Origin of the sequence: Bradyrhizobium sp. SZCCHNPS1003 (assembly GCF_032381555.1) — a bacterium.
Classification (GTDB): Bacteria; Pseudomonadota; Alphaproteobacteria; order Rhizobiales; family Xanthobacteraceae; genus Bradyrhizobium.
Genome location: NZ_JAUHIU010000014.1, coordinates 1 through 19,177 on the forward strand (window position 1 = coordinate 1; position 19,177 = coordinate 19,177).

The 19,177-nt window shown below is 64.7% G+C and carries 20 protein-coding genes and 1 pseudogene; 9 read left to right on the forward strand and 12 right to left on the reverse strand.

The window, feature by feature from the left end:
• Positions 1-606 precede the first annotated feature (606 nt).
• Complete coding sequence (locus QX126_RS22630) at positions 607-966, forward strand: hypothetical protein (protein WP_315783765.1); 360 nt, start codon at positions 607-609, stop codon at positions 964-966.
• Between the two features lie 302 nt (positions 967-1,268).
• Here the strand turns inward: QX126_RS22630 and QX126_RS22635 are convergent, their stop codons facing one another.
• The 4 genes from QX126_RS22635 to QX126_RS22650 all read right to left on the reverse strand — a co-directional run bounded on the left by QX126_RS22635 (position 1,269) and on the right by QX126_RS22650 (position 4,842).
• A complete protein-coding gene (locus QX126_RS22635; RefSeq protein WP_315783766.1) occupies positions 1,269-1,748 on the reverse strand; it encodes a DUF3237 domain-containing protein in 480 nt (159 codons plus the stop codon).
• Positions 1,748-3,067 carry a TRAP transporter permease gene (locus QX126_RS22640; RefSeq protein ID WP_315734739.1) on the reverse strand — a complete coding sequence of 440 codons (1,320 nt, stop codon included), beginning with the start codon at positions 3,065-3,067 and terminating at the stop codon, positions 1,748-1,750. Before QX126_RS22640 ends, QX126_RS22635 begins: the two co-directional genes overlap by 1 nt.
• A 6-nt stretch (positions 3,068-3,073) precedes the next feature.
• Positions 3,074-3,583, reverse strand: a complete 510-nt coding sequence (locus QX126_RS22645; RefSeq protein ID WP_315734741.1) for a TRAP transporter small permease — start codon at positions 3,581-3,583, stop codon at positions 3,074-3,076.
• A 242-nt stretch (positions 3,584-3,825) separates the two neighbouring features.
• A complete protein-coding gene (locus QX126_RS22650) occupies positions 3,826-4,842 on the reverse strand; it encodes a TRAP transporter substrate-binding protein (protein WP_315783768.1) in 1,017 nt (338 codons plus the stop codon).
• A gap of 411 nt (positions 4,843-5,253) precedes the next feature.
• Between QX126_RS22650 and QX126_RS22655 the strand changes: the two genes are divergently transcribed.
• Entirely contained in the window at positions 5,254-5,667 is a 414-nt protein-coding gene (locus tag QX126_RS22655; protein ID WP_315783770.1) for a PaaI family thioesterase, read from the forward strand.
• Between the two features lie 222 nt (positions 5,668-5,889).
• Here QX126_RS22655 and QX126_RS22660 read toward each other — a convergent pair.
• A pseudogene (locus QX126_RS22660) lies at positions 5,890-6,773 on the reverse strand (LysR family transcriptional regulator).
• Between the two features lie 120 nt (positions 6,774-6,893).
• Between QX126_RS22660 and QX126_RS22665 the strand changes: the two are divergent.
• The gene (locus QX126_RS22665; RefSeq protein WP_315783771.1) at positions 6,894-7,526 is read left to right on the forward strand and encodes a pyridoxamine 5'-phosphate oxidase family protein; all 633 of its coding nucleotides are present in this window, start codon (positions 6,894-6,896) and stop codon (positions 7,524-7,526) included.
• A 194-nt stretch (positions 7,527-7,720) separates the two neighbouring features.
• On the opposite strand, the gene QX126_RS22670 is transcribed toward QX126_RS22665, so the two are convergent.
• The gene (locus QX126_RS22670; protein WP_315734752.1) at positions 7,721-8,449 is read right to left on the reverse strand and encodes a glutathione S-transferase family protein; all 729 of its coding nucleotides are present in this window, start codon (positions 8,447-8,449) and stop codon (positions 7,721-7,723) included.
• A gap of 218 nt (positions 8,450-8,667) precedes the next feature.
• Between QX126_RS22670 and QX126_RS22675 the strand changes: the two genes are divergently transcribed.
• Entirely contained in the window at positions 8,668-9,366 is a 699-nt protein-coding gene (locus QX126_RS22675; protein ID WP_315734755.1) for a YafY family protein, read from the forward strand.
• Positions 9,359-9,679 (forward strand): YkgJ family cysteine cluster protein, encoded by a 321-nt coding sequence (locus QX126_RS22680; RefSeq protein WP_315734757.1) that lies wholly within the window; start codon positions 9,359-9,361, stop codon positions 9,677-9,679. The genes QX126_RS22675 and QX126_RS22680 overlap by 8 nt, the downstream gene beginning before the upstream one ends.
• Before the next feature lie 24 nt (positions 9,680-9,703).
• Here the strand turns inward: QX126_RS22680 and QX126_RS22685 are convergent, their stop codons facing one another.
• The 4 genes from QX126_RS22685 to QX126_RS22700 form a co-directional block, all read right to left on the reverse strand.
• On the reverse strand, positions 9,704-10,096 hold the full coding sequence (locus QX126_RS22685; RefSeq protein WP_315735689.1) for a hypothetical protein: 393 nt from the start codon (positions 10,094-10,096) through the stop codon (positions 9,704-9,706).
• A 134-nt stretch (positions 10,097-10,230) separates the two neighbouring features.
• Positions 10,231-10,581, reverse strand: coding sequence for a DUF3307 domain-containing protein (locus QX126_RS22690; RefSeq protein ID WP_315735691.1), 351 nt, complete (start codon positions 10,579-10,581; stop codon positions 10,231-10,233).
• Positions 10,582-10,875: 294 nt separating this feature from the next.
• Entirely contained in the window at positions 10,876-11,757 is an 882-nt protein-coding gene (locus tag QX126_RS22695) for a DUF6537 domain-containing protein (protein ID WP_315783773.1), read from the reverse strand.
• Positions 11,758-11,776: 19 nt separating this feature from the next.
• The gene (locus QX126_RS22700) at positions 11,777-12,445 is read right to left on the reverse strand and encodes a cyclic nucleotide-binding domain-containing protein (RefSeq protein WP_315713745.1); all 669 of its coding nucleotides are present in this window, start codon (positions 12,443-12,445) and stop codon (positions 11,777-11,779) included.
• 293 nt (positions 12,446-12,738) lie between these two features.
• Here QX126_RS22700 and QX126_RS22705 point away from each other — a divergent pair, with 293 nt between their 5' ends.
• The 4 genes from QX126_RS22705 to QX126_RS22720 all read left to right on the forward strand — a co-directional run bounded on the left by QX126_RS22705 (position 12,739) and on the right by QX126_RS22720 (position 16,300).
• Positions 12,739-13,851, forward strand: coding sequence for a cyclic nucleotide-gated ion channel (locus QX126_RS22705; protein WP_315783775.1), 1,113 nt, complete (start codon positions 12,739-12,741; stop codon positions 13,849-13,851).
• Entirely contained in the window at positions 13,848-14,642 is a 795-nt protein-coding gene (locus QX126_RS22710; protein ID WP_315783778.1) for an enoyl-CoA hydratase/isomerase family protein, read from the forward strand. The genes QX126_RS22705 and QX126_RS22710 overlap by 4 nt, the downstream gene beginning before the upstream one ends.
• A 157-nt stretch (positions 14,643-14,799) precedes the next feature.
• Positions 14,800-15,534, forward strand: coding sequence for a LuxR family transcriptional regulator (locus QX126_RS22715; RefSeq protein ID WP_315734766.1), 735 nt, complete (start codon positions 14,800-14,802; stop codon positions 15,532-15,534).
• 82 nt (positions 15,535-15,616) lie between these two features.
• The gene (locus QX126_RS22720) at positions 15,617-16,300 is read left to right on the forward strand and encodes an acyl-homoserine-lactone synthase (protein WP_315734768.1); all 684 of its coding nucleotides are present in this window, start codon (positions 15,617-15,619) and stop codon (positions 16,298-16,300) included.
• Positions 16,301-16,932: 632 nt separating this feature from the next.
• Here the strand turns inward: QX126_RS22720 and QX126_RS22725 are convergent.
• The gene (locus QX126_RS22725) at positions 16,933-17,580 is read right to left on the reverse strand and encodes a nitroreductase (RefSeq protein WP_315783985.1); all 648 of its coding nucleotides are present in this window, start codon (positions 17,578-17,580) and stop codon (positions 16,933-16,935) included.
• Positions 17,581-17,834: 254 nt separating this feature from the next.
• Positions 17,835-19,082 carry an acyl-CoA dehydrogenase gene (locus QX126_RS22730; protein WP_315783780.1) on the reverse strand — a complete coding sequence of 416 codons (1,248 nt, stop codon included), beginning with the start codon at positions 19,080-19,082 and terminating at the stop codon, positions 17,835-17,837.
• Positions 19,083-19,177: the final 95 nt, after the last annotated feature.

Consider the following 19,177-nt stretch of genomic DNA (forward strand, 5'->3'; position numbering starts at 1 on the left):
GCCCCGCGTTGACCGTTTCTTTCGAATGCCCATCGCAACCTCCTCATCGAGTGTTGCGACGACCAATTGAATCCACCTCCGGCATTCCCTGCGCGATGGTCTTCACGCTTACTTCGTGCTCTCCCCGGGGACCGGCTGATTGACCCCGTCGCTCGCGCGAGGGCAACGCCCTCGTCGCGCGCTTGACCTCGGCACCGGGAGGTCAGGACCACACGACTTCGCGTCCGCGCCATGCCGTTCGTCCACGCATCCGAAGACACGCTGCGGCATCATCGCGGCCACCGCTCCCCGCCCCGCGTGTCGTGACGATCGCGCGCAACGCCCCTCGGCTTGGGACGGGATGGGGTGATACAATCATGTTTTTCGGAAATACGCAAGTATTTTTCTGACTTCCTGAAGCGCCGTATGGCATCGCCAGACAGTGCTTCGCTCTCCGTGGCGACGTCCCATCGTCATCCAACGCCAAACGGCTGCTGATGCTCGCAAGGGGCGCTCCGGCCCGCAAAGGCTGGCGGCTTCGCAGATGAACGGCCGACAACGTCGCATTCAGCACGGCTTCAAGGCGCGCCATGTAGAACGTCACCACACTTCCCAATGGAGGGGACCATGGTTTCGCTGAAGAAATCTATCGCAGGCGGCATCGCCGCTCTCGCCGTGACCGCAACCCTGTTCGCCGGTTCGGCGCCAGCCCAGGCGCACGACGGACGCAATGGGGCGCTGATCGGCGGCCTGCTCGTCGGAGCTCTCATCGGCGGCGCGCTGGCGTCGGAAGCGCAAGCGTATGAGCCTGCGCCGGTCTACCGCTCCCAATACCAATACCGGCCCCAATACCAATACCGCTCCCACTATCGCGATGCGGCGTATGACGGCTACGGCGACGAGGGCTACAGTTACGTGCCGGCTCACCGCGATCGCAATTGCGACCACGGCTACCGCAGGGCTTCGGATTGGGACGACGAGGACTAAGCATTTCGTCTCCCCTGGACATCGTTGCCTTCACATCTCAGCCCCCCTCTTCCGCAAGAGGGGGGCGATCGCATTTAACGATCGCGTGCAGCGGCAGTGTGCCCTCCACCGTCCTTCGAGACGCCCGCCTCCGGCGGGCTCCTCAGGACGAGGGCTGATTTCGCCGTGAGATCTCAACCCTCATGGTGAGGAGCGCCGCTCGCGGCGCGTCTCGAACCATGAGGCCCCAAGCGGCGCCACCCCGTACGTGATCGCGCCGCACAGAAGAGCGGCCCACAGTCCTTCCACGGCAGAGCGTCTGCCTACGACACCATGTGCACGTCGACGATGACGCGGTCCAGATGCCGCGCGGCGGAGCCGACGAAGATGCGCTCCGTCAGCCAGCGATATTTCTGATGGCCTGTCTCGAACCGCGGGTGGGTGCGGAAGTAGATCAGCTTGGGATCGACAGGCTCGCCGCGCTTGAGTTTCTGCAGGAGGTCGACCGGCCCGAAGCGGATGCCGCGGTTCTCGACATAGATGGTGGCGCCGTCGTCGGTCTCGAAGGCGTACTTCGCTTCGAGGTCGATCAGCTCGTTGGGACGGATGATCTGGAAGTCGGCGCCGAAGTTGCAGATTGTGCCGCTGATGCCTTCACCATCCAGGCCCGGCCCCTTCACCTCGCCGCCATGGATCGGGATGATCCGGCGCACGCCGATGCCGGTCTCGCCGGCGGAGGTCACCTCGCCGATCATGACGGTGAGGGTGAAGACGTAGCGGGTATCGAGGATGGGCGTCGTCATCAGCGGTTCATCATCTGTTGCGGCAGCCAGGTGGCGAGCAGCGGAAAGGCGATCAGGATCACCAGCCGGATCAGGTCGGTCGCGACGAACGGCAGCACGCCCTTGAAGATCGTCGAGAACGACACGTCCTTCACCACGCTCTTGATCACGAACACGTTCATGCCGACCGGCGGATGGATCAGGCCGAGCTCGACGGTCATCACAATGATAACGCCGAACCAGATCGGATCGAAGCCGAGATGGGAGATGACGGGGAAGATGATCGGCACGGTCAGGATGATCATCGCCATCGCGTCCATCAGGCAGCCGAGGACGAGATACATCACCATGATCAGCGCCAGCACCCCGTAGGGCCCGAGGCCTAGACCGGTGAGGAATTCGGTCACCTTCTGCGGCGTCTGCGTCACCGTCAGGAAGTAGCCGAAGATCAAGGCGCCGATCAGCACCGTGAACACGGCCGCCGCGGTGCGCGTGGCCTGCAGCAGCGAGGCCAGGATCTTGTCCTTGTTCAGCCGTCCCGTGAACACGCCGATCAGGAACGCGCCGGTGGCGCCGACGCCGCCGGCCTCGGTCGGCGTGAAGCGCGGCAGGAAGGGGAGACCGTAGAGGCCGCCGATCACGAACAGGAACAGCAGCATCGGCGCCCAGATGCCCTTGAGGCCCTTGATACGCTCGCTCCAGGGCAGCGCCTCGCCCTTGGGCAGGAAATCCGGCCGGACGCGGCCGATCACCGTGATGGTGATCATGTACATGGTCATGGCGAGCAGGCCGGGGATGATGCCGGCGATGAACAGCTTGCCGATGTCCTGCTCGGTGATGATGCCGTAGACGGCGAGCACGGTGGAGGGCGGCAGCATCGCGCCGAGCGTGCCGCCGGCGGCGATGACGCCGGTGGCGAAGGATTGCGGATAGCCGAAGCGGCGCATCTCCGGATAGGCCACGGCCGAGAACGTCGCGGCGGTCGCCACCGACGAGCCGCAGATCGCGGCGAAGCCGCCGCAGGCCGCGACCGTGGCGATGCCGAGCCCGCCGCGCAGATGGCCGACAAAGCCGTTGGCGGCGCGGAACAGCTCGCGGCTCATGCCCGAGTTGGACACGAACGTTCCCATCAGCAGGAACATCGGGATCACGCCGAACGTGTAGTCCGTGACCGTGCGCATCGAGGTCTGGCCGACCAGCTTCAACGCGGCCGTGCCGTTGACGAGATAGGCGAAGCCCGACACGCCGACGAGTCCCATCGCCATGCCCACCGGCACGCGCAGCAGCATCAGCGCAAACAGCGCAACGAAGCCGATGACGGCAACCGCATCCGTGCTCATGCGGCGCTACTCCGTGGGCTTGATGTGAGGGTCATGAATCTCCTCGGGGTGGAAAATCAGGCGATAGGTCCGGATGGCGATCAGGAGCACCGCCGAAACGTCGCCGATCCAGGCGATGGCGAAGAACGGCCAGGTCGGCATGTGCAGATCGAAGGTGAGGACGTTGTCCTCATAGGTGCCGCGCACCTTGTCGAACAGGGTCCAGGTCTGCACCGTGACGACGAACAGCAGCACCAGCGTTGCGAAGATGTCGATCCAGCGCTGATAGCGCGGGCCGACATTGCCCCAGATGAGGTCCACCGTGATGTGGGTGCCGCGGTACGATGTCGCGGCAATGCCCCAGAAGATCAGGATGCCGAGCAGCATCCGCCCGATGTCGAAGGAATCGGGGATTGAATAGTTCAGCGTGTTGCGGAGCAGCACCGACAAGAAGATGTCGAGCGCGACGATGCCGACGAAGAACGCGGCGATCCACTCGATCCCGTCGATGATCCGGTCCATGAAGGCGCGCTGCATGGCGTCCCCGTTTGATCTTAGTCGTAAACCTGAAGATTGAGCGCGAGCTGTTGCTCAGCAGGCGGTGGGCCCCCTCGCCCCGCTCTTGTCCGCCGTAGCTCGAAGAGCGAAGGCGGATGCGGGGAGAGGGTTGGGGTGAGGCAAGCGGGGCGCGGTGGATCGGAGCGCGCGTCGAGGGCGCGCCTGTTGCCGCATCCATCGGAATGAGGCGGGAGGCGCGGCATCTGCGATGATCGCGATCGCTACTGCGCCAGCGCCTTGTACTTGGCGAGCGAGGCCTTCAGCTCGGTCATGGCGGCCTCGGCGTCGACGCCGGTCTTCTTGACGCCATCGGCCCAGGTCTTGAACAGCGGCTCGGAGGCCTTTTTCCACAAGGCGGTCTGCTCCGGCGACAGCTTGTAGACCTCCTGGCCGGACTCGGCCTTGATCTTGTCGACGCCGGCGTCCTCGAACTTGCCCCAGGGCTCGCCGACCCGGCCGGCGGCTTCCGTGTTGCAATTGTCGTCGATCGCCTTCTTCTGCGTCGCCGACATCTGGTTGTACTTGTCCTTGTTCATGACGAAGACGAAGGTCGTCACGTAGAACGGCGCATCCATGTGGTACTTCGTGACCTTGTCGACGCCGAACAGCACCAGCGAGCCCGCCGGAAAGGTGACGCCATCAGCGACGCCGCGCTCGATGATGTCGCGCACTTCCGGTGCCGACGACTGCACGTTGGTGCCGCCGAGCAGGGTGACGAAATTGGCGATCGTCGCATCGGCCGGGCGGATCTTCATGCCCTTGACGTCCTCGGGCACGACGACCTTCTTGGTGCGGGTGTGGAAAGCCGACGGCGTGTGGACGAAGGCGAGGCAGTACTTGACGTCCTTCATCTCCTTCTCGGCATATTTGCGATACCACGCGTCCAAACCTTCCGAGCCCCCCTTGGCGTCGGAAATCAGGAACGGCAACTCGCCGGCGCCGATGATCGGGAAACGGCCGGGCTGATAGCCGGGATTCACATAAGTGACATCGGCGATGCCGTCGCGCGCCATGTCGTAATGGTCGAAGGCCTTGCCGAGCTGCTGGGCCGGGAACACCTTGCCCTTGATGGTGCCACCCGAGGCCTTTTCGACCGACGCGGCCCAGTCCTCCAGCGCCTTCTGCAGCGGATGGCTCGCCGGCACCCAGTGCGAGATCTTCAATTCGAATGTCTTGTCCTGCGCGAGCGCGGGGGTCACACCGGCGGCCAGAGCCAACGCCAGAAGCGTCTTCCTCATCGGGATCGTCTCCTCCATCAGGGGGCCTTCGAGGGCCCTTTGCTTCATTGTTATAGCATATAAGCATCATTGCAAGCACGGCGGCAGGTTGGCCACCAGTGCACGCGCCAAGCGGAGCCTATCGCGCCCGCCAGCGCAAGTCTGGCAGACGAAAGTTGCAGGCACATGGCCATTTCATTAACACGTTAAGGATCTCGCCTGCACCCGAAATTGCCCGGCGGGAGCATCGCACCACGAAATTGCCGCAGGGCCGCACCGGACGGCCGGCGACATCGCGCTCGGCCCATCCCGTGCATCCGATGCGCAACGTGTCAAACGCCCGCGCAAAAGACGTTTGAAACTTTGTAGGCGGTGCAAAATCCGCGCTGATGTCGTTGACTGCGGACATCGCCAGCAACGATCGAGACACGCATGAGCAGCATCCCCGCCGGATTCGAACCGCATTTCCGCAAGAGCCCGTTCACCGATCCTTGGGAGCCGCTCTACGCCAAGAAAGCCGACAAGGCCGTCATCCTCGGCCTGCGGCTCGCCACGCCGCACACCAATTCGCGCGGGCTGATCCATGGCGGGCTGATCGCATCGCTGGCCGACAATGCGATGGGCTATAGCTGCGCCCAGGCGCTAGGCTGGGAGGCGTCGCTGGTGACGATCAACCTCGCAGTGGACTACATCGGCAGCGCCGGGACCGGACAGTGGCTCAGCGTTGAGAGCGACGTCATCAAGAGCGGACGCACCGTCTGCTTCGTCCAGAGCCTGGTGCTGGCCGACGACGCCGTGATCGCGCGTGCGAACGCGACCTTCCGGGTGGTGCCGAAGAAGGAGTGATCGAAACCGCCGGTCTTTCGCATCAAGACCAGTGTCGCACCAAGGTCGGCGCAATCGCATCCACTCGTCATTCCGGGGCAATCGGCAACGCGCATCTGCGCGTTGTCGATTGAACCCGGAATCTCGAGATGATGAAGAACAGAGGCAAGACAACATCGGGATTCCGGGTTCAAGGCCTTCGGCCTTGCCCCGGAATGACGGGGTGTGGCGTTGTAGTCGCTTTCAGTCGAAACGCCAGTCGCAGGTTGCGGTGATCAGGTCGATGAAGGCGCGCACTTTGGCGGAGAGCAGGCGGGAGCTCGGAAACACGATGTGGATCGGGAGTGGCGGCGCTCGTATTTCGCCAGCACCCGCTTGAGGCGCCCGCCGCGCAGCATGTCCGCTGCCTGATAGGCCATCACCCGTGTCACGCCGCCGCCCGCCTCGGCATACTGGATCGCTGCGTCGGCATTGTTGGTGACAAGCCGCGGGCTGACCGCAATCCGCAGCTCCCTGCCGTCCTTGACGAAGCGCCATTCGTCGGCCGGGCCGAACTGGATGGTCTGGTGCTTCGCCAGCGCCTCGGGCATCCGCGGCTCACCATGGACTTTGAAGTAAGCGGGAGCACCGACCACGATCCGGCGCATGCTGCCGACCTGGCGGGCCACGAGCGACGAATCGCCGAGATGGCCGATACGGACGGCACAGTCGACGCCGTCCTCCACCAGATTGATCTGACGGTCCTCGAGGCGCAGCTCGGCCGCGACCTCGGCATAGCGGCTCAGATACGCAGCCATGACAGGACCGACATGGAGCCGGCCGAAGCCGACGGGCGCCGAGACCACCAACCGCCCCACCGGCTGCAGGCGCTCGCTCTCCGCGGCGCGCTCCGCCTCCGCCAGATCGGCCAGAATGCGGCCAGCGCGTTCGAGATAGCGTCGTCCGGAATCGGTCAGCGTCACCGAGCGCGTCGTCCGCTGCAGCAGGCGGACGCCAAGGTGCGTTTCGAGCGCGGCGACCAAACGGGTGACCGCCGATGGCGACAGCTTGAGCCGGCGCGCCGCCGGCGCGAAGCCGTTCAGCTCGGCGACGGTGACGAAAGCCTGCATGGCGTCGATGCGGTCCATGGGATTATTGCAACATCTGCAACAATACAATGTCAACTAGCCGGATTATTTCCCAGGGGGATTCGGACCATATTGGCGTGATGGCGGCAGTCACTGCCGCAGCGACAAGGAGTCATTGCGATGACCCAGACAACCATCCAGGCACCCGGCGACGTCATGTTCTCACCCGCCGCGAAGGCGATCCAGGCGCGCAAAGGGTCGCGCGACAGCTACGCGCATGTGGAGCAGAGCCGCGGCTTTCGCCACGCGGTCGACGCCGATCTCGCCGGCCGCCTCGCCGAGGCCACGAGCTTCTATCTCGCGACCGCCTCGGCCGACGGCCAGCCCTACATCCAGCATCGCGGCGGACCGAAGGGCTTTCTCAAGGTGCTGGACAGCCATACGCTGGCGTTCGCCGACTTCAGCGGCAACCGGCAATACATCACGCAGGGCAATCTGTCGGAGAACCCGCACGCCTACATCTTCATTATGGACTACGCGCATCGCCGCCGGGTGAAGATCTGGGGGACGGCGCGGGTGGTGGAGGACGATGCCGCGCTGACGGCCTCGCTGATGCCGGGAGGCTACAAGGCTCGGCCCGAGCAGGTCATCCTGTTCACGATCAGCGCGTGGGACACCAACTGCCCGCAACACATCCCGCAGAAGTTCGACGCGGCCGACGTCGCGGAAGCGCTGGCCTTTCGCGATGCTCGCATCGCGGAGCTCGAGGCCGAGCTGGCGACGTTGAAGGGCGAGAGCAAGCCCTCCGCCTAGGTCCTGCGCGCTGCGGGCCGCGCCTTTCGCTTGTTAGTCATTCCGGGGCAATCGTCAGTGCGCAGCGGCGCACTGGCGATTGAACCCGGAATCTCGAGATTGTTAACAACGAACGCAAGACGACATCGAGATTCCGGGTTCAAGGCCTGCGGCCTTGCCCCGGAATGACGGTGAGTCGGACTCGACTGATCAGCTCACGCCGCCTCGGCTGCCCCGCCCCATTCGAACTCGGGGTAATATTGCGCCATCATCCGGTCGGCATAGGCGACGAGGTTGGCAAAGCCTTCGGTGCGCCGGCGCAGCTCGGATTCGAAGAACGGGGTGAGAATGCCGGCGATGACGGCGAACGCCGTCGCATCGGTGCCGCACGGACGGTCGCCCATCAGATAGGGCCGGTCGCCGAGCTGCACCGACAGCGCGCGCAGCGAGCGCGCGGCGAGATCGACGTCCTCATCCGGCGCATGGCGGCCGAGCCCGGAGATCAGGTAGTTCTCGGCGACGCGAAACTGCGCGTCCTCGCGCAGCTTCTCGCGCTTGTCGGCCGGCACGCCGTCGAAGAAATGCGCCGGCCCCTTGGCGAAGTTGACCGGATCGACCCATCGCGCTCCGACCAGCGCGAAATACAGGTGATGCTCGATCATGCGCTCGAACCCCCAGGCCTGCGCCCGCGCGCGCACGTCGAGTCCATGATCGAAGTCGAAGCCATATTTGCGCTCGACATGGGCGCGGATGAAGGTCGAATCGGCAATCAGCTCGCCGCCGTCGTCGATGAAGGGCAGTTGCCCCTTCGGCGACGCCGGCGGCATCGCCCGCTGCTTCCGAAAAGCGAGGCCCGCCATCTTCAATTGCACCTCCGTCTTGGTGACGAAGGGGCTGATCTCCGGCAGGCCGAAGCCCGCGCCCAAACCGAACAATGTGATCATGACAGCACTCCCGACTTCCTGAGCAGACGCCGGACGCTACGAGCATGCTGCTGCCACCATGGTGTCAGCAGCGGCAGTAGCGTGGTGGCAAGGCCAAGGCCATAAAACATCATCATCGACATCACCCCTTCAATCTCGTTGTTGACCCGGTATAAAGGCGGGCTGCTGCCAGCATCCTGTCAGCATCGGCGGGGGTGCTCGCCCATGCAGGACACACCATGAGACGCGCCGACCGGCTATTCCAGATCATCCAGGTGCTGAGACGCACGCGCCGCCCCTTGACGGCGGACGCGATCGCGGCCGAGCTCGAGACGTCGAAGCGCACGATCTATCGCGACATCGCCACGCTGATCGGCCAGCGCGTGCCGATTCGCGGCGAGGCCGGCATGGGCTACATCCTGGAGAAAGGTTTCGATCTGCCGCCCTTGATGCTGACGCCGGACGAGATCGAGGCGGCGGTGCTTGGCGCGCAATGGGTCGCGGTCAACGCCGACCCGGTGCTGGCGCGCGCGGCGGAGGACCTGATGGCCAAGATCGCCGACACCGTGCCGGAGCGGCTGCGGCCGTTCGTGCTGGAGCCGGCGAGTCGCGCCCCGCGGCCGTGGATGCGCGAGCCGGACCACATCGACATGGCGCGCACACGCTCGCAGATCCACGAGGGCCGCAAGATCAGGTTGCGCTATCGCGACGAGCAGGGCCGCGACAGCGAGCGCGTGATCTGGCCGATCGCGATCGGCTATCACGACGCGGTCCGCATCCTCGCTGCCTGGTGCGAGCTGCGCCACGACTTCCGCAGCTTCAGGACCGACCGTGTCGTCGAGGCGGACTATCTCGACGACAAATATCCGGAAAGGCGCGAGGCGCTGCGCGCCAAATGGCGGCGCAGCCTGGTGTGGGAGGTTCCCAAGGATGTCTGAACCGATGCCCGATGACCTTGACGTCAGCCCCTGTCAGAGCTGCGGCGCGTGCTGCGCCTATTCGTCGAACTGGCCGCGCTTCACCATCGAGGAAGATGCCGCGCTCGACCTCATCCCGGCGGAGCTGGTCAACGAGCGGCTGTCGGGCATGCGCTGCGACGGCGACCGCTGCTGCGCGCTCGATGGCGAAATCGCGCGTTCCGTCGCGTGCCGGATCTACGCGATCCGCCCCGAGGTGTGCCGGACCTGCATGCCCGGTGACGCCGAATGCGCGATGGCCCGACGCAAGTTCGGGCTGCAAGTGCTCGCCTGAGCCAAAGGCGAGGAAGACGGGAAGTCAGGCCATGACCGGCTCGGGGCTGTCGTCGAGATCGTCCTCGAACGGCTTCATCACCGAGAGCGGCTTGGTCGACAGCGAGATCGGCTTGCGGCTCGAGGTCGTGCTGGCCGGACCCGCCCGGCCCCCGCGGGATTGCGCATACAGCGCCGATCCGACCCGGCCGCCGAACTGCGACAGGTCCTGCTCGCTGCAGGTGGATGCAATCGCAAGCGCCAGCGGGTGAAGATGCGTGCGCCTGTAGCAGAACAGCGCCAGCATGGCCCTCACATCGGCGGACACGCTCTCGACCAGCGCGGGCAGCCCGTTGGCGTCGGCACGGTAGAGCTCGCCGAGCAGCTCGTCGCCGACCGGGCACGAATCGCTCTCGAACGCATCGCGGCTTTGAAGCATCGGTTTGATTGCCATGCCGCGACGATGCAGCGCGAATCGCTAACGGTCGGTTAACCAAACCGAACGGTCGTCCCACCCCCGGCTTGACACGGGGGCTGCCGCGGCCGGTGCGCCGAGACGCGCCGTGGCCGGGCTCAGCCGTTCGCGGCCATGAAGATCGAGAGCCCGAAGCCGGTGAGGTGATGCAGCGCCTGATCGACGCCGATCAGGGTCCAGAACCAGGGGTGCTCGGTATTCATGCCGAACCGCGACGAGCAGATGCCCTTCAGGCGATCGATGGTGATGTGAATGGCGAAGTCGATCACGGCGACGAACCAGAATCTCGGCGCGACGATCAGGATCAGGACCATGGCGACGGCGAGATGGATCAGGCAGTGCACCAACAGCGGCAGCGCCCAGCCCTTCCGCTGGTCCTTGCCATAGGCCATCCAGGCGTTCTGCAGCACGAAGTCGCCAATGATGTGCTTGAAGGTCAGCAGCAGCATCCAGCCGACCAGCGCACCAACCGGAACCTGCGACGACAAAGAGGGAAAAGACAAAGCTGACGCTCTCGCTACGACTGACCCTTGGAACCCAACCTTGGACGCACGGGGAACTGGAGGCGTTCAGCGCAATCTGATGAGAATACCCGGCCAATTCGACGCGTATGCGACGCTTATGACATCTCCGGTAGCGAATTGCACGCGAAAGGGAACTTCAAATCGCACCCTGCTACCCTTCGCGGCAATCCCGCCGGGGGTAAGGTTACCCACGCCGCGGCAACCGTCGCTGCGGCGGCGTCATTCCGCGGCGTTGGCCTTCGGCACTGAGAGCGCCCTCGCCCGGATCTGCGCGATGGTCCGCTTCAGCGCCCCCTGTCCCGGCTCTGCCAGCGCAACGGCGCGCGCCTCGGCGATGGCGGAGGCAAGATCCGAGATCGGCAGGACGCCATCGAAGGTGGGCTTGGCCAGGCCATCGATGATGGCATGCCAATCGGCGAGACCCTGCCGGTAGCCGTCGCCCTGCCCCTGGATCATGGTCGCCGTCGCGATCACGGCGGGCGCCGCCGCAGGCTGCTTGTCCAGCGCGCGCGCGATCATGTGCAGCCACCGCTCGGCCCAGGCGCGCTCCTCGCCATAGCGCACCGACTGCAGCCGCCAGCGCCGCAGGCCGGCCATCAGCTTGAGGCGGCGAATGGCCAACCGCGATCGGACCGAAAAGCGGACCTTGACCCGGCGCCGACCCAGCCAGCCGATCTGCTCGAAGACTGCCAGCAACGATTCCGCCACGGCTTGCGGCAGCGCACCGATCAGCTCGTCGAGGCGGAACCTCCTGACGTCGTCGCTCTCGCGCCCCCCCGGGCGCCGCCCCATGTCGAGGCTGATCAATCTGAGCTGGGCGATCCGGATCGGATCCTCATAGGCCATGCGGGCGGCCAGCAGCAGCGCGATCTCGGACAGCATGCCAGCATCGACGTTCGATCTGCGCACGAACCGCTTGATGCGATCGACATAGAGCTGCGCGTAGCTCGCGCCCTGATACTCCATCAGCAGATGGATGCCATCGCTCACCGCCGGCACGGCGGCGTCAGGAAGGCCCTGAGGCAGAAAAGGCGGCTCGCCATCGTCGCCGCCGATGACGTCGGCGAAGAGATATCGCAGCGAGGACCGGACGCTTTTCACTGGGCTTCAGGCTCCCGGATCACGCCGGCTTGGCGACGGGCGCCGGCGCGGTGGTCTGTTGCGCCAGACGCCGCTCGAGCGTTTCGATGTTCTGGAACAGCCGGGCGCTGGCGAGGCGCAGGAAGTAGAAGGCGAAGGCGGGGTTCTGGACGTAGAGCTGCTCGACCTGGTCGTAGGAGACCGACAGGATCAGGCCGCCCTCGACGCATTCCAGTGTCTGCGTGCGCGTATTGGACGGCGAGATCATGCCGAACTCGCCGACGATCGCACCGACCGGCAGCTCGATACCGGATTCGACCAGGCGGAAGCGGCCGCTGACGATGTAGTACATGCTGTCGGCCTTCTCGTCCTTGTAGAACAGCACCTCGCCGGGACCGCATTTGCGCTCGGTCATGAACGGCTTCAGCCATTCCATGGAGAGGTCGCTGTTGACCGACTGCTTCACGTCGCGGACCAGCTGCAGCATCTGGTGGAGCCGGTAGCTGTTGAGCGGCAGCAGCACCCCGTGCAGGATCAGGACCGGATAGTTGTGCATCGGCACCGCAGTCGCGATCAGGACGATGTTGGTGAGGATGGCGAAAACCCGCAGCGGAATCATCGTCCGCATCGACAGCGTGGCGACCACGAAGATCGAGGCGAAGAGGCTGCCGGCGGCGCCCGCATGTTCGACCAGGTGTGAGGTATCCATCGGGATCAACCAGACTCTTGGGACGCAGGAGGGCGGACGCTCGGTTCCGGCCTCCTTTTGCCTAATTTAGCGTGTCCATGCCGGCCTCTGATATACGGCGATCAGACGACGTTTGAACCGGTATTTGAGCCGGCACGGAAAAATTCCCCGCTCGAAGTAGAACGGCTAGACCTGCCGGATGACGCTGCCCAACCGACCGACCCGCATCGTTGACGGGATTTCCCCGATCGGGGCACCTTGACGCCGCCGCGATCTCCTGCGGCTCTGAGACCAGCGACTGACGCCCGCCGCCCATGACCAAACCGCAGCACCCTGCCCTGGCGGCATTCGTCACCGCGTTGGCCGGACGCAACATGACCAGAGCGGCCTATGTGGCCGTGGCGCTCGGCATGAGCGCCACGGTGCTGTTGACGATGGACCCGGCCTACGAGGCTGGACGGCGCTGGATCATCGCCCTGCTGTGGGGATGCCTTGTCTTTTTCGTCGTCGAATGGGCCGTTCGGGTTCAGCAGGCGGCGCGGGCGTATCGCGCCGCCGCCTACCTGATGTCGGGCCGGGGGCTGCTGGACACGCTCTCCGTCCTTGCCGTTCCGGTCGCGCTGGCCTCGGGCATGGAGGTACGCACCGCGTGGCTGCTGGCGGTCATCTGGGTGCTCAAGGTGATCCCCGGCGTCCCGGGCCTACGCCAACTCCGCCGGGTGCTCGTGGTCGAAGCACGCCCGCTGCTGTCGGTGCTGGTGCTGTTCCTGCTGGTGCTGCTTCTCGGATCGGTCGCCGAATACGCGCTCGAGCACGACGAGCAGCCGGCCACCTTCGGCACCATCCCGTCCGCGCTATGGTGGGCCGTCGCGACCCTCACCACCACGGGCTATGGCGACGTGGTGCCGATCACGCCGCTCGGGCGGGTGGTCGCCGCCACGGTGATGATCTCCGGCCTCGGCGTGTTCGGCCTGTGGACCGGCATCCTGCCCACCGCCTTCGCCGCGGAAACCCGGCGCGACAACTTTCTGAAGACCTGGGAATCGGTCAGCAGGGTACCGTTCTTCGCCAGCCTCGGGCCCTCCACGATCGCCGACGTTGCGCAGATGCTGCGCACCATCGACCTGCCGCCGCGCGCCACCGTGATCCGCAAGGGCGAGCCGGGCGGCTGCATGTATTTCATCGCCTCCGGCGAGGTCGAGGTCGACCTTCCCGGCAAGAAGGTCCGGCTCGGCGAGGGCGCGTTCTTTGGCGAGATGGCGCTGCTCGGGAACAACCTGCGCTCGGCCGACATCAGCACGACCGGGCTGTCGAAGCTGCTGGTCCTCGACCTCGTCGATTTCCGCGTGCTGATGGCACGCCACCCCGATCTGGCGCAGAGCATCGATGCCGAGGCCAAGCGCCGAACCATGGAGAACAGGACATGACGACCGGACGGACCACCCAGGCCGATGACGCGCCGAGCAAGCCGCTCCTGACCATCGACGGCGCCCGCGCCACCATTCGGCTCAACCGTCCGCGCCATCTCAACCGGCTGCAGCCGGAGGATCTCGGCGCGCTGCTGGCGCTGTTCGACCAGGTCGAGGCCGACCCCGCCTTGCGCGTGCTGGTCTTGACCGGCACCGGACGCGCCTTCAGCGCCGGCTTCGACCTTGGCGCCATCGGCGCAACGCCGGCGGATACGGCCGAGGCTTCCAGCCCGGCATTCGAAGAGGTCGTCGACCGGCTGGAAGACCTCGCTCTGCCAACGATCTGCCGGCTCAACGGCGGGGTCTACGGGGGTTCGACCGATCTGGCGCTGGCCTGCGATTTCCGGATCGGGGTCGATACGAGCGAGATGTTCATGCCGGCGGCGCGGCTCGGGCTGCACTACTACCCCAACGGCATCAAGCGCTACGTCTCCCGTCTCGGCATCGACAATGCGAAGCGTCTGTTCCTGACGGCGGAGAAGATCAACGCGGCTGAAATGCTGCGCATCGGCTATCTCACCGGCTTGGTGGCGGCCGATGCGCTCGATGCGGAGGTCGACCGGCTGGCGGCCATTCTGGCCGGCAATGCTCCGTCGGCCATGCGCGGCATGAAGCGCGCCATCAACGAATTTGCCCGCGGAGCCCTCGACGATGCGGCCGCTCGCCGCAGGCATCAGGACAGCATGAGTGGAGCCGAGATCCGCGAAGGCATGAAATCGTTTGCAGAGAAGAGAATGCCAAGATTCTGAGCGCAGCTGCGCTCCGAACTGATAAATTTTGCATGCAAACGTCTGTATCCAGCCGGTGTTCTGACACACGCTCAACGAACTATCGACCTAAACCTCCAATTTGCGGTTGACAGCTTTTTGTCCGTGGCTAGCTTGAACCGCGGGCGGAGACTTTCACATGCAAGTGATGGACGCGTATTGGGGACGACGAGCTCTGGAGTACGTCGATGCGATCGAGGCGTCGAAGACCAGCGCAAGCGTGCTCTCCCAGTTCGAGAAGATGATCAGCGACCTGGGCTTTCACGCCTACATCATGGCCGGCGTGCCGACCTCGGGCCAATCGCTGCAGCAGACCATTCTCGCCAACGGCTGGCCGCGGGAATGGTTCGACATGTATGCGCGCGAGCAATTCCACCGCTGCGATCCGATTCCGCGGCACTGCATCTCGACATTGAATCCATTCGCGTGGACGGAGGTGCCCTACAACCGCGAGGACGAGCCCGGCGCGCATGAGGTGATGATGCGCGCGAAGGACTTCCGGTTGAACGAAGGCTTCTGCGTTCCCATCCACTACGACGATGCCGTGGGCGCCGTCAGCCTTGCAGGCGAAAATCCGAATCTCGCCCCCGACGCGCGGGGCGCGCTGCACCTGATCAGCATCTTCACGCACAGCAGGCTGCGCGCATTGGCGCGCTCCGCCGCGAGCAACCAAAGCCGACGCCTGTCGCGGATCGAGGCCGAGGTGCTGAGCTGGGCGGCGCGCGGCAAGACCGCGTGGGAGACGGCGCGCATCCTCGGCGTCTCCGAACGCAACGTCCGCTGGCATCTGGAGGAGGCGCAGCGCAAGCTTTCGACCAAGAACAAGACGGCGACGGTTGCGACCGCTCTTGTCAACGGCGAGATCTCGATCTGATCTGGCGTTTCTCCCACTGGATCAATTCGAGCGCATCGGCAATCTGCAAACCCCAATTTGATTCAGACGACCGGGGGTTTCGATGCCTGAGATTCATGTCGTTCGAAAAGATAATCGCGCTCTGTACGAGAAATATTTCGATCCGTATTACCGGCTGCGCCACGAGATTTACGTCAAGCAGCGCAAGTGGACGGCGCTCGATCGTCCCGACGGGCGCGAGATCGATCAGTTCGACACCGAGGATTCGGTCTATCTGTTCTGCATCGACAACGGCCAGTTGATCGGCTCGATGCGCGCGGTGCCAACGCTGATGCCGACGCTGATGAGCGACATCTTCCCGTATCTGAATCTGCGCGGCACGATCCAACGCCCGGACGTCTACGAGCTGTCGCGCATCTTCGTGATCCCCGAGCGCCGCGGCGAGCATGCGGGCCCGCGGATCGACATGCTGCTGCTGACTGCGATCATGGAGTACGGCATCTCGATCGGGTTGACCGGCTTTTCGATCGTGCTCGAAACCTGGTGGCTGCCGCGGTTCGAGAAGTGCGGCTGGAAGGCGCGGCCGCTCGGCGTACCTCACATGATGGATGGGATGTCGGTAATGGCCGTGCTCGTCGACTGCGATGAAACGACGTGGAAGTCACTCTGCAAGCAGATCGGCCTGACGCGGCCGACGCTGACGTGGCAAGGTCTCGAAGACGTCAGCCGCCAGGCCCTGCCGGATATCTTTCTTCATCTTCCACGAGCCGCTCAGCCAGCGCAATGAGCTGTTCCCGGTGCCGCTTCAGCCTTAGCTTATGGAAAGCCTTCAAGAGGCGGTGACCAAGGAGCGTCGCCTCATCCACCTCGAGGACGTAAAGGTTGGAGGGCGTATTCATGGAATCCATCGCTGACACTTCAGGTTTTGAGCCGTGACTGAACCTTCAATCGAGAAGATCATCGAGCTACTACAATTTTGCATCGTTGACGCTCGGGCAATGCAACTCAAAATGTTGGAGAGGATTTTGTCAATATCATTGCTTGAAGCCCACGAGCTCAGGGAAAAGTGCGCGCCCAAATCGGGCAACAGCAACCACTAGCGCTCCTGCACCGACCCTCGCCACCCCTCCGGTCCCTGCAGCAGTGAGCCTCGATTGGCAGATCGCGGACAAACTGTTGATTTCAGAGCGGCTTTCGATGTGAAGGTCGGGCAGGAGAGCGCGAGCATCGTTGCCGAAACGCGCTCGCCGAACGTGGACGACAGCTCGGCAAAATCATGGCACCGCCGCCCGAGCTGCTCCCTGTTCAGCAAACTCGGTTTACAAAAAGGGACTCGTGGGTCGTCTTGCCCCGTCCGGAGTCCCGCAAAACGGAACTCCGCCGGCAACAAATACGCGCGCACGACTTACGGACGCGAAGTTATTCGTCGTGAAATCGGACCGTCTCGGCAACCGCGGCGCGGCTGGTGCGGTAGGAGTTCGCCTTGTGACCGAGATCGGGATAACCGAACGAGATGCCACAGACCACCTTGCGGTCGTCACCTAATCCGAAATGCTGCCGCACCACGTCGGAATGAAATGCCAGCGCCGCCTGCGGCACGGTGGCGATGCCGAGCGCCTGCGCCGCCAGCATGAAGCTCGTGACGTAGCCACCGCAGTCGATCGCGCCGTAGGTGCCGAGCGCCTCGTCGCTGTGGATGATCGCCACATGCGGCGCGCCGAAGAAGTTGTAGTTCTCCAGCGCCTGCCGGGCATAGCCGGCCTTGTCGCCGCGCGGGATGTCGAGCGCGTTGTAGAGCTGGAAACCACTCTCGCGCCGCCGGTCCAGATAGACGCCGGTGTATTCGCGCGGAAACGAGAAGTCGCCTGACGGCGGCTTGCCGCTGGAGGCCGCCGCATACATCACCTTCCGGAAAGCCTCGGTCGCCGGGCCCGACGTGATCTCGACCTGCCAGGGCTGGCTGTTGCACCAGGACGCGGTTTTCTGCGCCGCCGCCAGGATGCGCTCGATGGTGGCGCGCGGCACGGGCTCCGCGCGGAAGCTGCGGCAGGAGAAGCGCGCGGCCATCAGCTCTTCGAGAATGGTGATGGGATCTTGCTCTGACTTTGGCGCCGCTGATGACATGACAACCTTCCGTACAGTTCGACCGGAGGCGCTCGCGTTGTGCTCGCCCTCCACACCCCGCCATTCCGGGGGCGGTCGCCGCGGCGGCCGCCCCCGGAATCTCGACATTGTTCAGAATAAACCCAAGCCGACATCGAGATTCCGGCTTCAAGGCCTGCGGCCTTGCCCCGGAATGACAGTCGTCGTGATGCCGTGGATTAGCTCCGCCCCTTGGTCGGCACCTTGTTGAACGGCACGTCCTTGTCGACACGGATATCGCCGGGCAGGCCGAGCACGCGCTCGGCGATGATGTTGCGCAGGATCTCGTCGGTGCCGCCGGCGATGCGCATCGAGGGCGAGGTCAGCAGCATCTGCTGAAACTGGCCCTGCGTCACCGCCTCGTCCGCGCCGGTCAGCACGCCGGCGCCGCCTTCGAGATCCATGGCATAGGTGGCGATGTCCTGCAGCATGACGCCGGCGACCAGCTTGCCGATGGAATTCTCAGGTCCCGGCCGCTCGCCCTTGGACAGCGCCGAGATCGCGCGATAGCTCGTATATTTCAGCCCGCTGGCCTTGACCGCCCACGACGCCAGTTTCGAGCGCGTGGCGCGATCGTCGATGGCGAGTCCGCTCTCGGTCATCAGATTGGCGCAGAACTCGAACATCTCCGGGAAGCCGGTGGCGAGCCGCGCGCCGATCGACATGCGCTCGTTCATCAAGGTGGTCAGCGACACGTTCCAGCCGTCGCCGACCGCGCCGAGCCGCTGGCTATCCGGGATCACCACGTCGGTGAAATAGACCTCGTTGAACTCCTGCATGCCGTTGGCCTGCTTGATCGGGCGGACCTCGACGCCCGGACTCTTCATGTCCAGGAAGAACATCGTCAGGCCCTTGTGCTTGGGCACGGTGGGATCGGTGCGCGTGATCAACAGGCCATAGTCGGAATAGTGCGCGCCCGAGGTCCAGATCTTCTGACCATTGATGAGCCAGTCGTCGCCGCGCTTCTCGGCGCGGGTGCGCAGACCCGCGACGTCGGAGCCGCCCGCCGGCTCGGAGAACAGCTGGCACCAGATCTCCTCGCCGGAAGCGAGCTTGGGCAGATGGCGCCGCTTGTGGTCCTCACTGCCATAGGCCATCACGGTCGGGCCGCACATGCCCTCGCCGATCTGAAACGGCTGCGTCAGCTTGCCGTACACGCCCTCCTCCTGCTGCCAGATCACGCGCTCGATCGGCGTCGCACCGCGGCCGCCATACTCCTTCGGCCAGTGCAGGCAGGCCCAACCGGCATCGGACTTCTTCTTCTGCCAAGCCTTGCCGACCTCGACGATGTCGGCATGCTTGAGCCGGATACGCCCGAGCGAGGAGCTCGCCAGCTCCTCCTCCAGCTCCTTCGGCGCGTTGGCCGCGATCCAAGCGCGCGCGGTGTCGCGAAAAGCGGCTTCCTGCGGGGTGTCGTCGAAGTTCATGGTCTAACCCTCACTCCCGATGCGTAGGGCGGGTTAGCCAAAGGCGTAACCCGCCACTTGATCAGCGTTGTACGAGCTGACGGCGGGTTACGCTG